The following is a 13,151-nucleotide window of genomic DNA, read 5'->3' as shown; positions in this document are numbered from 1 at the left end:
CGACGCTCAGCGACCGGCGATGACACTGCGCCGGTCTCCCACACGAATCTTGCGGGCTTGCGTTCAACGAAGGCAAGCAATAGCAGTCCTGAGCCCAACGTAAACGATTGAATGTGACTATACAAAAATCCTACGAACTCAATGTCACGGCGATCAGTATAAAGGGTCATCAACTCGACGGAAAATGCGTCGATGTGGCATTCCAATTAGGCGGATCTTGCCCGAAAACATTGCGAACGAAGAAATCCAGGAGCTTACGCTCGGTGAAGATACCGGGGGCTCCATGATCAGCACCAGGCACATAGACCATTTCGAATTCCTTTCCCGCCTTAATGAGACTGTCGGCGAGCGCAAAGGTGGAGGCCGGATCGACATTGTGGTCCATTTCGCCCACAACAAGCATAAGTTTGCCGTGCAGATTGTCGGCATTGTCGATGGCGGAGGACTGTGAGTATTCAATGCCGACGGGCCAGCCCATCCACTGTTCGTTCCACCATATCTTGTCCATACGGTTGTCATAGCAACCACTGTTGGCTACCGCAACCTTATAGAAGTCCGAATGGAATAGCAGTGCATCAATGGCGTTCTGGCCGCCAGCTGATGTACCGAAGATTCCCAAATTCGAGATGTCGTACCAGGGATATAGAGAGGCAGCCGCCTTATGCCACAGAATGCGATCGGGAAGGCCTGCATCTTTCAGATTCTTCCACGCGACGTCATGGAAAAGGCGTGAACGGTTGTTAGTGCCCATTCCGTCGATTTGCACAACGATAAAACCCAACTGGGTAAGGGGCTCTGTTGTGGTTGTGAATGACTTTGGGACGTGAGAGCCTTGCGGGCCGGCATATATATCCTCCACCACAGGATACTTCAGATGTGGATCGAATCTATCTGGTAGATGAATGATTCCCCAAATATCGGTCTTACCATCGCGCCCTTTGGCAACAAAATTAATTGGTGCTCTCCATCCATTAGATTCGAGTTGGGAGATGTCGGTGCTCTCGATCTGCATCAGTTTAGCGTTGTCTCTAGACCGGAAAAGCGCCATGCGTGGGGGAAGGTCGATACGCGACCAGAGGTCGACGTAGAATCTACCGTCAGGAGAAAACTCGATGTGATGATTGGCCGGTTCTGGCGTAAGTGATGTCAGCCCCTTTCCGTCGAAGCCAATTCGGTAGGCATGAACGAAATAAGGGTCCTCACCGAAATTCATTCCGCTTGCTTCAAACCAAATTTCCCTTCTGACTGGATCGATGTGGTCCACCGCGCGGACAATCCAGTCACCTTTGGTGATTTGGTTTTCTAAAACACCGGTACGGCCATTAAAGAGGTACAGATGTTCAAATCCATCGCGCTCGGATGCCCAGATAATTTCCTCTCCATCATTAACATTGTAACGAAAGTGTTTTCCGGCATTTATTTGGTTATTTCTTAAATCTGTATAATCGACGAACGTGGAGCTGACCTCATCGATCAAAGAGCGCGTACGGCCGGTGGCTGCCTCCACCTCGATTACTCGGTAGAGCTGATGGCCGCGTTGGTTGTACTCAAATGTAAAGCCTCTCCCATCCTTCCACCAATTAATTTGGGAAAGGTCAAAAGGATTCGGGAACAAAGCATTGTCGATATTGACCATGCGCTTGTTGACTATGTCGAATAGTACCGGTTGCGGTCGCGGAAGAATATCTCCCGCTTTGGGATACGCTATTGTCTCATACCTGGCTTGATGGTTTGTTGTTGAGGAATTGACAAGCATGATTTGACGCGGTTGGCCGAGGGCGACACGGTAACCTGCGAGGTGATTGGAGTCAGGGGACCACTTTATGGATGAGAAGACGTAATTGTTCGCTTCTGTCCCGTCCGAACTTAACGGTACATTTACTGATCCGTCCTTACTCATTAGAAAGACATTGTAGTTTTTGATATATGCTTTCCACTTGCCGTCCGGTGAATCGCTTGTGATTCGACTATCGCTTTCAGCCGTTGGCGTGAAGTAGTTATGAAATGACAAGATTTCGCCCTGAGAGATCCTAGTGCAGATGTAGCTTGAAAGATCACAACCCCACAGAACGGAATCAATGGAGAACAGCAACTGGTTGCCGTCTTGTCCGATTTCGAAGCGGTCAAAGGGCAGCCAATTGCCTCGGAAATTCGAGGAGGCCGCCTTATTTAATGCTTCGGCAAGGCGGCTATGATCGAAAGCCGGTTGCTTCTTCCCAGTTTTGATATTGAATTTAATAAACTGGCGCTCACCATGTGTCGTCCGTCGGTAGCCAAGGGTCTCGGGCGAAAGCCAGAAAGGGGGGGTATCGACGAAATTGACAATTTTATTCGAGTATTGATAATGACCTGTGAGAGCCCGCTGAAAGTCTGAGGGGGTAAGAGCAAAGGGGGGGTGTATGGTTCCGTTCCCCTGGTTGTAAGCAGCCGATAGCAACGTGCAGTAGGAAATTAGAAGCAGAGAGATGGTGACAATTTTTTGCATGGATGTTTGGCCTTGACTATGTTTAGGTTACGTCGTCGGCTTACCTTGCAGCAATTTTTACGCCATCAGTGAATGCGAGTGGGTATGATCAGTGTCCGCTGAGCGCAAGCGAGGCGACCGGTGAGGTTCTGTCGCGATAACGGGAAGTAGAATGGCCGGTTTTGGAAACCGCAAGTCAGCAGATGAATAAGCCAGCGAAGACGCCGCGCACGAGCCTGCCAGGCGGCATTGCCAATGTCCTCAAGCACCTGCACCATCCGGTGGACGTGATTCTGCTGTGCGTGCGCTGGTACGTGGCGTACTCGCGCATCTGGCTCGCGCCGGGGTCATACTTCCGCCCCGGTGAGCCTGCATCCGAATGGTTCAGATTCAACGCCGCGACATCTGACGTCCCTGAACTTTGGACGTTTATGAAGGACTTGAGGCGCAGCGGCGACTAGCCCGAAAGGCGCGATGAGTACCGCGCAGTGACCAAGGCTCCGCTGCGCAATCAGACAACTGCCATTGATTCCGTCATATTCTGGCGCATGTAGTCTAGGAAGCGCGTCTGGAAGAGCATCGTGTGTTCGTGCGCGAGTCTTTCGGCCAAATCGGCATCCTTTCGCGTAATGGCCTCGATGATTTCCGCGTGGTCACGCCCCAGTTTCGTCGCGTTAGCTGACGTCACGGTGAAGTCGAAATGGAGATGCGTAAGGCGCTGTCCCTCACCCAAAAGTCGCTCGTAATACCCCACAAAATAGGGATTGTTCGCCGCATGCGCGATTTCGATGTGCAGAGCCTTGTTCGTCTCTGTCAGCGCTTCCGAGTCGCCACTATCAACCGCGCGCATGTAGGCATCGTCAGCCTTCTGGATGCGGACCAGGTCATCATCCGTACGATAGAGCGCGGCTAGCCGGGTCACCGCGCGCTGGATAAGGTCAAGGGCAGAAATGTATTTGGGAAACTCTTCAATTTCCAGTGGCGTCACCAGCGTCGTCCGATTCGGCAGGATGGTGACCATACCTTCGCTGATAAGTCGCGCCAGCGCGTCGCGCACAGGCGAGCGCGAAAGGCCGAATTGCGCCGCAAGCGAAACTTCGTCTAACGGAGCGCCAGGCTTGAGTTGCAGCGTCAGAATCTGCCTGCGCAACTCTTCGTAGATATATCGTCCGCCATGGCGACGGACATTGACCTCTGCCTCACTCGTATCTTTGCTCATCGTCTTACCGCCATCGTCGTGGGCCCGGAAGGACGGGCGTGCATTAAAGTTTAACATCGAGCGCCCTGCCCTTCAGACCTTAGGAAATCCCGAGCCCCACGTGTCGCTCAGCATGAACCCGGCAGCCAGCGGGTCGTCCGGGTCAACCCCAATCTGCTGGATGCCGTAAATCCAGGCACGGCCCTGTACACGCGGCAGAACCGCAGGCCGACCGCCGACTTCCGTCTTGCCTAGCAGCTCGACGGAGAATTCACCCCCAATTGTCGAGCGCGACTTCAGTTTCGTACCCACTTCCGCCAGACCACGCGCGGCGAGCGTCGCGAGGTTTGCCGAACTTCCCGTACCGCAGGGCGATCTGTCCACCCGGCCAGGAGGCAAAGTCGTGCACGTCTGGTAGAGCCCGTTGCTCACACGATTACGGAACATCACGTAGGCCACTTCGTTTATCTGAGGGTAAAGCGGATGCTGAACCGTTATCTGCTGATTGATGACGCCCTTCAGCGACACCCCCAGCTCGGCGAGCTCGCGCGCATTCGCTGGGGCAATCGTCAGTCCCACCTGCTCAACGTCAACGAGCGCGTAGTAGACACCGCCAAAGGCGATGTCGGCCCGGATTTTCCCGAACTGCGCGGTTTCGATGGTGACGTCAAGCTGCTCGACGAACGACGGCACCATATCCAGCGAAACACCAGTGCAGCGGCCGTCCCTGCATGTCGCACGAGCGGTCACCAGGCCTGCCGGCGTATCCAGCACGACGGTCGTTTCCGGCTCCGCCATCTCGACCATGCCAAGCTCAAGCAATGCGGTGACAACACAGATAGCATTGCTCCCAGACATCGGGTGCGCCTTGTCCGCCTGCAGCACGATGAAGCCAGCGTGCGCTTCCGGTCGCGTCGGCGGCAGCAACAGATTGACCGACATCTGGAGGCAGCCCCGCGGCTCCAGCACGACGAGCCTGCGAAGGCTGTCGTCTACCTCGTTGATGTAGTTCATCTTGTCGAGCATGGTCTCCCCCGGGATCCCTACGACCCCGCCGGTGATGACCTTGCCAATCTCGCCTTCGCAATGCACGTCTACGAGTTGAAGCGTCTTTTTCCAGCGCATGATTGCCCACCTTACTTGATGTACCAGCCCCACGGCTTGTCGCTGTCGTACCGGGTAATCTGCTTCGTTTCCAGGTAGTTATTCAGACCCCACTCGCCGAGCTCGCGACCGATACCGCTCTGCTTGTAACCGCCCCACGGCGCCTCCGTAAAAGTCGGCTGAGAGCAGTTAATCCAGACGATACCCGCACGGAGATTGCGTGCAACACGCTCGCAGCGCTGCATATCACGTGACATCACCGCCGCGCCAAGGCCAAAGCGCGAGTCATTGGCTGAACGCACCGCTTCAGCTTCGTCGTCGAACGGCCGGATGCACACGACCGGGCCGAAAATCTCCTCGTTCCACACCCAGGACTCAGCGGGGACGTCGGCAAAGACCACGGGCTCCATGAAGTAGCCCTTGTCGAGGTGTTTGGGCCTGCTGCCACCCGTGACAAGACGGGCTCCCTCATCCTTGCCGCGCTGGACAGCATCGAGCACTTTCTCATACTGGCCCTTGCTGACAAGAGGCCCGAGCAGCACGCCGTCTTCAAGGCCGTTACCGATGGTGATTTTCCGCGCTTCTTCTTCGAGCCGCTCAAGCAAGCGTTCGTAGATGCCACGCTGTACGAGCACGCGCGACGTAGCAGAGCAAACTTCGCCCTGGTTCCAGAAAATGCCGAACATAATCCACTCGACTGCGGCATCGATGTCGCTATCGTCAAAGACGATGAACGGCGACTTGCCGCCCAGTTCGAGACTGACGTTCTTGATGTCGCGAGCGGCGGCCTGCATGATGCGGCTTCCGGTCGGCACGCTTCCCGTGAAAGCTAGCTTGTCGACTCCCCGGTGTTCGGCCAACGGCGCACCGGCATCTTTGCCGAAGCCGGTCACTACGTTCAGCACGCCGGGTGGCAGGTCCGCTGCTGCCGCAATGTCGGCGAGTTCGAGCGCCGTGAGCGGCGTAAGCTCGGACGGCTTGAGGACCATCGTGCACCCCGCCGCGAGCGCAGGTGCGACTTTCCATGCAGCCATGAGCATGGGGAAGTTCCATGGAATGATGGCGCCAGCCACACCAATGGGCTCTTTACGAGCGACCGAACTGAAGCGGTCATCGGACAGCGCGACTGGTGCCTCGCTGTTTTCGTCGAGTTTCTCGGCAAGGCCCGCGTAGAAGTCGAAGCACCCGGCCGCATCACCGAGGTCCCAGAGCGCTTCCGGGAGCGGCTTGCCGTTGTCGCGCACCTCAATTTCAGCGAGTTCCTGCAAACGGTCGCGAACGCCCTTGCCAATCCGGCGAAGGACGGCCGCGCGCTCTGCGCCACTCATGCGCGGCCACGGACCTTCGTCGAACGCTTTGCGCGCAGCCTTGACTGCGAGGTCGACATCTTCGGAAGTCGCGGCCGCGACCTTCGCGATGACCTGCTCGTTACTCGGGTCGACGGTTTCGAAGTGACCGTTGTGCACGGGCGCCACCCAGCGACCATCGATATAGAGTTTTTCGTACGATTTCATGAGTTCGTCTCGTCAGGAGAAGCGATAGGCGCTAAAAGGCGCAAGGTTCTGCTTTGTTGGACGGCCGGCAACCATGTCCGCAATCAGCCGGCCAGTTGTCGCGCCAAGCGTCAGGCCAAGCTGACCGTGTCCAAACGCCATGAAGACATTACCCAGTCTGCGCGAGCGGTCAATGATGGGCTTCGTGTCCGGCAGGAATGGACGATAGCCCACGCCGTACTCGACATTCGAGGTCTGTAGCTCGGGCAGGATGCGCTTTGCCTTCTCGAGGATGATGTCCGCGCGCTTGAAGTTCGGTCTCGCACCGTTACCTGCGAACTCGATAGTTCCGCCAATCTGTAGGCCGCGAGTTATGGGAGTGAAGCAAAAGCCACCGTCTGCGTAGATAGTCGAATGCCGAATCTCCACGCCGGGGTCGGAAACGACGGCCTGGTAACCAGCGATTCCTTCCAGTGGCACACTTACGCCGAGAGAGCCGAAGAAACGTCGCGCTCCTGTGCCTGCCGCCACAACAACGTGCTGAACTGCGATTCGTTCGCCATTCGCAAGGGCAACGCCGGTTGCGTGACCGTTGGACTCGTCTATCCTGCTAGCCTCGGTTCGGACGCGGCGACCACCTTGCGCGATGAAGCTTTCCGTCAGTGCCGCAATGAATCCCATCGTGTCGCTCACCGCACGCCAGTCAGGGAAAAGCAGCCCGTGGGCGAACTTGCCGGCGAGTGCAGGCTCAAGGTCGCCGATGTCTTCTGCATTCAGGCGCTGTGATTTGAAACCGAGCGACTCACGCAGTTCCAGGTGTGGCTGCTCATGAGCGATGCCACTCGGGTCGTCGAATACTTCGATGATGGGACGCTCACCCATGAGTGCCTTGTCGCCGCACGCGTCCAGCAGCGGAGCGTAGTCCTCATAGACGTCGCGTGTCAGCGTCGCCATGGACTGAGCGATGTCGACAATCTTCGAATGCCGCGCGCACATGAGAAACCGTACGAACCACGGAACAATCCCGGGAAGCGCGCTCGGACGAAGTGCAAGTGGACCTTTCTGGTCCATCAGCCAGCCCGGTATTTTCATAAGGATGCCGGGCTTCGAAAGCGGGATGATTTCGCTCACCGCCATCTGCCCACAGCTCCACTTCGCTGTACTGTTGCCGGGTTCTTCCGGGTCGATGAGCGTAACCACATAGCCGGCGCGCTGAAGATACAGCGCGCAGCACACGCCAACGATTCCACCGCCTATCACCACGGCGGCTTCGCCCAATGAGGCAACCGGCTCGTGCGATGGCATTTCACGAGGAACTGCGTTCAATTCACATACTCCTGCAGACTGAAGCCATGAGCGTACGGCTGTGAGTCGTCGACGTAATGTTCCGCCCGCCCCGTCACCCAGGCACGCCCTTCCACACTCGGCAAAACCGCATCGAGACCAATCTTGAGTTGTGTTGTCGATTCGACCCGACCGATAAAGCAGCTGCCAATCAGGCTCTGATGCCGGAAGGGTTCTTGTTCGCGAAGCAAACCCCGCGCATGGCGCTGGGCCACCCGCGCTGACGTTCCGGTACCGCATGGCGAGCGGTCAATCAGGCTTTCGCCCGCGATAACCACCGCTCGGGCATCTGCGCCTTCCGAGACAGGTGCGCCGGTCCACATGACGTGCCTCACCCCGCGAATGCCTGGGTTATCGGGGTGAACCACGTCGATTGCTTCGTTCACCGCAGATTGCATCTGGCGGCCCCATTCCAGCAGTTCCTCTGGAGAAAAGTGCTCGCAGCCAGGGAAGTTCTGTTGCACTTCCACGATAGGATAGAAATTGCCGCCGTAAGCAATGTCGATATTCAGCGTCCCGAAATGCGGGTGCCGGATTTCGACATCACGATGAAGCAGGAAGCTCGGCACGTTCGTGAAGCGGACCGAAGCGACCCGGCTACCGTCCATCTCGTACCTGGCGGTGAGCTTCCCTGCGGGCACATCGACAATGACGGTGCCGGCGGCTCGCGGGCGGACGAGACCAGCTTCGAGTGCAAACGAAACAGAGCCAATCGAGGCGTGACCGCACATCGGCAGGCAACCTGAAGTCTCGATGAAAAGCAGGCTCATATCGGCATCGTCGGAAACCGGCGGATACAGAAGCGTGCCAGACATATAGGCGTGTCCACGCGGTTCCAGCATCAGCGCACGCCGAATCCAGTCATGCCTTTCGACAAACGCTTCGCGGCGCGCCTCCATGGTCGCGCCCGCAAGCAATGGAGTTCCGTCAATCACCATGCGAACGGGCATACCTTCGGTATGCCCCTCGATGCTCATGAAACTGTATTTGCTCATCCGGAATCCCTGGAAGAGTGACTTGCCGGCGGACCAAGCCGCCGACGTTTGTCAGCCTTGCGCCGCCTCGAAGACGGCGCGAAAGTCGGCCTTCTCTTCGGCAGTCAGCGGCTGCAGCGGCATACGCGCTGCGCCGACCTTGAACCCGGCCAGTTCGCAGCCGTACTTCACCTTCTGGACAAACTTGCCCGCCTCCATGGTCGCCATGACCGGGAACAGCGAGCGCATCACGTCCTGCGCGCCGCGGATGTCGCCTGCTGTGAACTTGTTGTAGAAGTCGACCACCGGCTTGACGAAGCAGTTTGCCGGACCGCAAATCCAGCTGGTCGCGCCCCACAGGAAGAAGTCCAGTGCCTGGTCGTCGGAACCACACGACAGCTGGTAGTGGTCCTTGTACTTTTCCCCGATTTCGATGGCACGCAGCAGGTTACCGCTGCTCTCCTTGATGCCAATGACACGCGGGTTGTCCTTGAACGCGTCCAGCACACCGAAGCCCACTTCCACGTTAGTGCGAACCGGGTAGTTGTACAGGACCACGTTGACGTCCGGCACCGCTTCGAGAATCGCCTGATAGTGGCCAATGAGTTCGTCCTGCGACGGCAGAGCGTAGTACGGCGGCGCAATCAGAACGTTCGTATAACCTGCGTCGCGCACCAGACGCGTCTGCTCGATAACTTCGCGGGTGCACGAGCCGTTTGCCCCACCGATGAGCATGCCACGGTCGCCGACGACTTCCAGAACCGTCTTCAGAATGGCGCGACGCTCATCGTGCGTCAGGGCGTAGTATTCGCCCGTGCTGCCAAGCGGCACGAAGCCGTTCACACCAGCTTTCAGCTGAAATTCGAGGATGTTCGCGAGGGTGTCATGGTCGACAGCGCCCGACGCGTTGAACGGCGTAACGAGCGCCGGCAGGATACCTTTCATCTGCATGTGTTTCTCCACTTCACGAAGGAAAGATTGGGGGGGTTAGTAGGCAAAGCGCCTGAGCAATTTCGTCTCAACCACGCCGACGAGACGCGTCAGCGGGAAAGCGACAAAGAAGTAAATCATTGCGACCGTTGTCAGGAACTCGACCGGCCGTGCGGTGCTATTCGAAATGTTCTGGCCTACGAACATCAGGTCTGCTACACCCACAGATGAGATGAGTGCGCTCTCCTTGAACAAGCTGACGACGTTTGAGAGTAAGGGAGGAATTGCTCTCAGGAGCGCCTGAGGAAATATCACGTACAGAATCTTCGCTTGCGGTGTCAGGCTAAGCGCGATGCACGCGTCGTGTTGCTCCGACGAGATAGACTTCAGTGCGCCGCGGAACGTCTCGCTCGTAATGGCCGCCATGTATAGGGTGAGCGAAATGACCACCGACGCGTACGGCGGAATCGGAATCCGGAACACGACTGGAAAACAGAAGAAAACCCAGAAAAGCTGAATGAGCAGCGGCGTCCCTCTGAAGAATTCGACGTACAGTGTCGTGACTGTTTTCATCCATCGAGACGGCGACATACGGAGCAGACTGAGAACAAATCCTGCCAGACTGCCAATGACGGAACAGCTGCTGGTGATTGCAAGCGTCAAACCCAGCCCCTTGAGCAGGACCAGCCAGTACGGCAACACAGAAGAAAAATCAAGATTCATGGTCTTCTCCTTAGCGCTGATGTGCCAGTTCCTGGCGACGCTCAATCACGTGGACGAGTCTCGCTATTGGAAGCGAAAGCGCGAAGTAAATGAGAGCGACGACCGTGTAGGTTTCGAGAGGCCGATAGGCCTGAGTTGCCAGGCTCTTGCCGACGTACATCAGGTCAGCGACTGCGACAATCGCGACGAGCGCACTTTGCTGCAGGCTGCCAATGCCGTTAGTCATGAGGACGGGCATTGCGTTGCGAAGTGCCTGCGGCAGGACCACGTACAAGGTACGCTGCCATGGTCTCAATCCCAACGCGACGCACGCATCCAGGTGCTCTTTCGGTACTGCCTGCACCCCCGCCCGGTAGGCTTCCGCATTGAAGGCGGTGAGGTTCAGGCCGAGTGCCAGAATGCCCATGACAATGGGGTCAATGAACACGTTGACCATCATCGGAATGCAGTAGAAGAACCACACGATCTGGAGCAGTGCCGGAGTGCACCGGAAGAATTCGATGAACAGCTGCGCGGGCCAGCGAACGATAACCCAGCGGCTCATGGCGAGCAGGCAGAGAAGAAAACCGAACACGAGGCCCATGATGTTTGAGGCAACAGCGAGTTCGATGGTGACCTTAAGGCCTTCGAGCAGGGACCCGAAGCTTCCTTCCAGGAAGTGGAAGTCAAACTGGTAGTTCATGGTCGGCCTCAGTCGAGATGCAGAACTTTCTCGAGGAATTCCCGCGTACGAGCTTCCTTCGGGCACTTGAACATCTCCGCCGGGGCGCCCTGCTCGACGATTTTTCCTCCGGCACAAAAGACCACACGTGTCGCGATGTCCCGGGCGAAATGCATGTCATGCGTGACGATAATCATCGCCATCTTCTGCTCGGCCAACTGCAGCATCACGTTTTGCACTTCAATGACCATCTCGGGGTCGAGGGCCGACGTCACTTCATCGAAGAGCATCAGCTTCGGTTCGAGCATGAGCGCCCGTGCGATGGCCACCCGCTGCTTCTGCCCCCCCGAGAGCTGGCTCGGATACGCGTGAAGTTTGCTTTCGAGCCCCAGGCGCGCAAGGTACGTACGAGCGCGCTCGGTCGCCTCCGCTTTTGAGAGACCCGCGGTTTTTACAGGCGCGAGGATGAGGTTGCCCAGCACGGAAAGGTGCGGAAATAGCGTGTAGTGCTGGAACACCATTCCAATCTGCTTCTGCAGCTTTGCGTCGATACGCTTCGAGCGCCCAGAATCGGCGCCGTAGATGTACGGTTTGCCCTCGAAGCCAATCTGCCCGCCCTGAATACCTTCCAGCCCCATCATGACGCGCAGCAGCGAACTCTTGCCACTTCCGCTCGGGCCAATGATGACCAGGCGGTCATCCGCGCGCATGTCGAGACTCAAACGGTCCATGACGACCAGGTTTTCGCCGTAGCGCTTGTAGACATCCCGGAATTGCACGAAGTCTCCCGTCGTCGACGGGGAGAAGTCAAAGACGGACGAGGGAGCGCCAGGTCTGGCAGCCATGGTTTTCGGTGACAACATGAAATCTCTCCAGCGGAGCGCGCCGGGAAGGACGCGATGTGTGAATGGAATCTGCCCTTTGACGACTGGCCCTGAATCCTTCGCGATGTCAGCCCCCGGCGCATTTCGCGCCTGCAGGCCGAGCGCCATACTTCTAACTAACTGCCGCGACTATCGCGTACAACGCCACCTTTAGGATACAAGTCTGCACCTCTTACTGTGTGCAACGTTGTACACATAGTAGAAAGTCAAAAGGTGGTCGTCAACGACTGATTGGGGATTTCCAGGGAAAACACGGGGGAAAGTGGCCCCTCGATAGCCGCCGAAACGGGTGGCCTCAGCTGGAGGCCATGGGCAGCAAGCCCGATGCGTGGTGCCAATGCGACGAGCGGCAGAACGCCTGTGCGCTCTGCCGCAATTGAAGGCGATACCGAATTCGTCAGAACTTATGCCGGATGGCCGCGCGCAGGACGAGCTGGTTCGAGGTGGACGAAACGGCGTCCGAGCCTGGCACGTACGCGACGTCGAGGACCGTGCCCGTCTTGTCGCCCCCTGCGTGCTGATAACCACCCTGCAAATAGACGTCTGTTCGCTTCGACAGGTTCTAGTCCGCCATCAGCCCGGCGGTGTGGAACACTGGATGCAGTTTGCCGCTGGTTGCATCAAAACTGGTACGCGTGTACGTGTACGCAGCACCGACGAAAAACGCTGGGGTGATTTGGTATTTTGCGTTGACTTCAAAGTTGCTAAACCTGAGCGAAGATAAAGTCGCGCCTCCGGTCGGGGTGATTGCACCGACATTGCCCGAGCTGAGAGGTTGCACGACGTAGGTATTCGTGTATGCGAATCCCAGCGTTGCGCTGCCAAAGGTGTAATTGAGCCCAGCACCGATGATACGGAGCTTGTTCGCGTGAAAATTCTCATCGCCGCCTTTGTTGATTGCGCCAGTGGCCGTCGCCGAGGGATTGTTCGCCTGAAGATAGGCTGCGGCGAACAGCAAACCGCCGGTCGCGTATTGCATGCCCACGCTGTACCGGCGATTGTTCGCAAAATTCGTGTCGTTGCTGAAGCTGTATGTGCCGCCAAATTGCAGGCCCAAAAAGCTCGGGCTCGTGTATTTGACGGTGTTGTTCACACGGAATGTGTTGTCGGTATTGTCGTTTCGTATGGGGGGTCTGTCATAGATTTTGTGTTCAAGGCATAACATGTAGCTCAAGGAGCATGTATGCCACGCAAACCCAAGACAACTACCGAAGCGCAGACAGCGTTACCGTCCATTCCGAAGGAGCTGATCGACCAGTTCGTGAAGGGACCCATGACCGCCGAAGCGGTGCACGCCGCTTCAGCCGCGTTCAAGAAGGCGCTGATCGAGCGGGCGCTGGGTGCCGAACTTGGACACCATCTGGGTTATCCGGCGG

General features: G+C 57.2%; 10 protein-coding genes and 3 pseudogenes. 2 read left to right on the top strand and 11 right to left on the bottom strand.

Annotated elements, in window-relative coordinates:
• Positions 1 to 169: 169 nt before the first annotated feature.
• A complete protein-coding gene (locus M3I53_RS37430; protein WP_254320756.1) occupies positions 170 to 2,485 on the bottom strand; it encodes a S9 family peptidase in 2,316 nt (771 codons plus the stop codon).
• Positions 2,486 to 2,667: 182 nt separating this feature from the next.
• Between M3I53_RS37430 and M3I53_RS37425 the strand changes: the two are divergent.
• Positions 2,668 to 2,790, top strand: a pseudogene (locus tag M3I53_RS37425) (IS6 family transposase); the annotation flags it as partial.
• 185 nt (positions 2,791 to 2,975) lie between these two features.
• Here the strand turns inward: M3I53_RS37425 and M3I53_RS37420 are convergent.
• The 10 genes and pseudogenes from M3I53_RS37420 to M3I53_RS37375 form a co-directional block, all read right to left on the bottom strand.
• Entirely contained in the window at positions 2,976 to 3,683 is a 708-nt protein-coding gene (locus M3I53_RS37420) for a GntR family transcriptional regulator (RefSeq protein ID WP_254320755.1), read from the bottom strand.
• A 72-nt stretch (positions 3,684 to 3,755) separates the two neighbouring features.
• Positions 3,756 to 4,787, bottom strand: a complete 1,032-nt coding sequence (locus M3I53_RS37415; protein ID WP_254320754.1) for a proline racemase family protein — start codon at positions 4,785 to 4,787, stop codon at positions 3,756 to 3,758.
• Between the two features lie 11 nt (positions 4,788 to 4,798).
• Positions 4,799 to 6,280: an aldehyde dehydrogenase family protein gene (locus tag M3I53_RS37410; protein ID WP_254320753.1), complete on the bottom strand. Its 1,482-nt coding sequence runs from the start codon at positions 6,278 to 6,280 to the stop codon at positions 4,799 to 4,801.
• Between the two features lie 12 nt (positions 6,281 to 6,292).
• Positions 6,293 to 7,564 (bottom strand): FAD-binding oxidoreductase, encoded by a 1,272-nt coding sequence (locus M3I53_RS37405; protein WP_309249574.1) that lies wholly within the window; start codon positions 7,562 to 7,564, stop codon positions 6,293 to 6,295.
• A gap of 17 nt (positions 7,565 to 7,581) precedes the next feature.
• On the bottom strand, positions 7,582 to 8,598 hold the full coding sequence (locus tag M3I53_RS37400; RefSeq protein ID WP_254320751.1) for a 4-hydroxyproline epimerase: 1,017 nt from the start codon (positions 8,596 to 8,598) through the stop codon (positions 7,582 to 7,584).
• A 51-nt stretch (positions 8,599 to 8,649) separates the two neighbouring features.
• Positions 8,650 to 9,528: a dihydrodipicolinate synthase family protein gene (locus M3I53_RS37395; RefSeq protein WP_254320750.1), complete on the bottom strand. Its 879-nt coding sequence runs from the start codon at positions 9,526 to 9,528 to the stop codon at positions 8,650 to 8,652.
• A gap of 36 nt (positions 9,529 to 9,564) precedes the next feature.
• Positions 9,565 to 10,230 (bottom strand): amino acid ABC transporter permease, encoded by a 666-nt coding sequence (locus M3I53_RS37390; RefSeq protein WP_254320749.1) that lies wholly within the window; start codon positions 10,228 to 10,230, stop codon positions 9,565 to 9,567.
• Positions 10,231 to 10,240: 10 nt separating this feature from the next.
• A complete protein-coding gene (locus M3I53_RS37385; protein WP_254320748.1) occupies positions 10,241 to 10,912 on the bottom strand; it encodes an amino acid ABC transporter permease in 672 nt (223 codons plus the stop codon).
• An 8-nt stretch (positions 10,913 to 10,920) separates the two neighbouring features.
• Positions 10,921 to 11,754: an amino acid ABC transporter ATP-binding protein gene (locus M3I53_RS37380; RefSeq protein ID WP_254320747.1), complete on the bottom strand. Its 834-nt coding sequence runs from the start codon at positions 11,752 to 11,754 to the stop codon at positions 10,921 to 10,923.
• A 418-nt stretch (positions 11,755 to 12,172) separates the two neighbouring features.
• Positions 12,173 to 12,904: pseudogene (locus M3I53_RS37375) on the bottom strand (porin); the annotation flags it as partial.
• Between the two features lie 54 nt (positions 12,905 to 12,958).
• Here M3I53_RS37375 and M3I53_RS37370 point away from each other — a divergent pair.
• Positions 12,959 to 13,151, top strand: a pseudogene (locus M3I53_RS37370) (IS256 family transposase); the annotation flags it as partial.

This window comes from Paraburkholderia sp. CNPSo 3272 (assembly GCF_024206495.1).
Lineage (GTDB): Bacteria > Pseudomonadota > Gammaproteobacteria > Burkholderiales > Burkholderiaceae > Paraburkholderia.
This window is presented reverse-complemented; position numbering and strand designations above follow the sequence as displayed.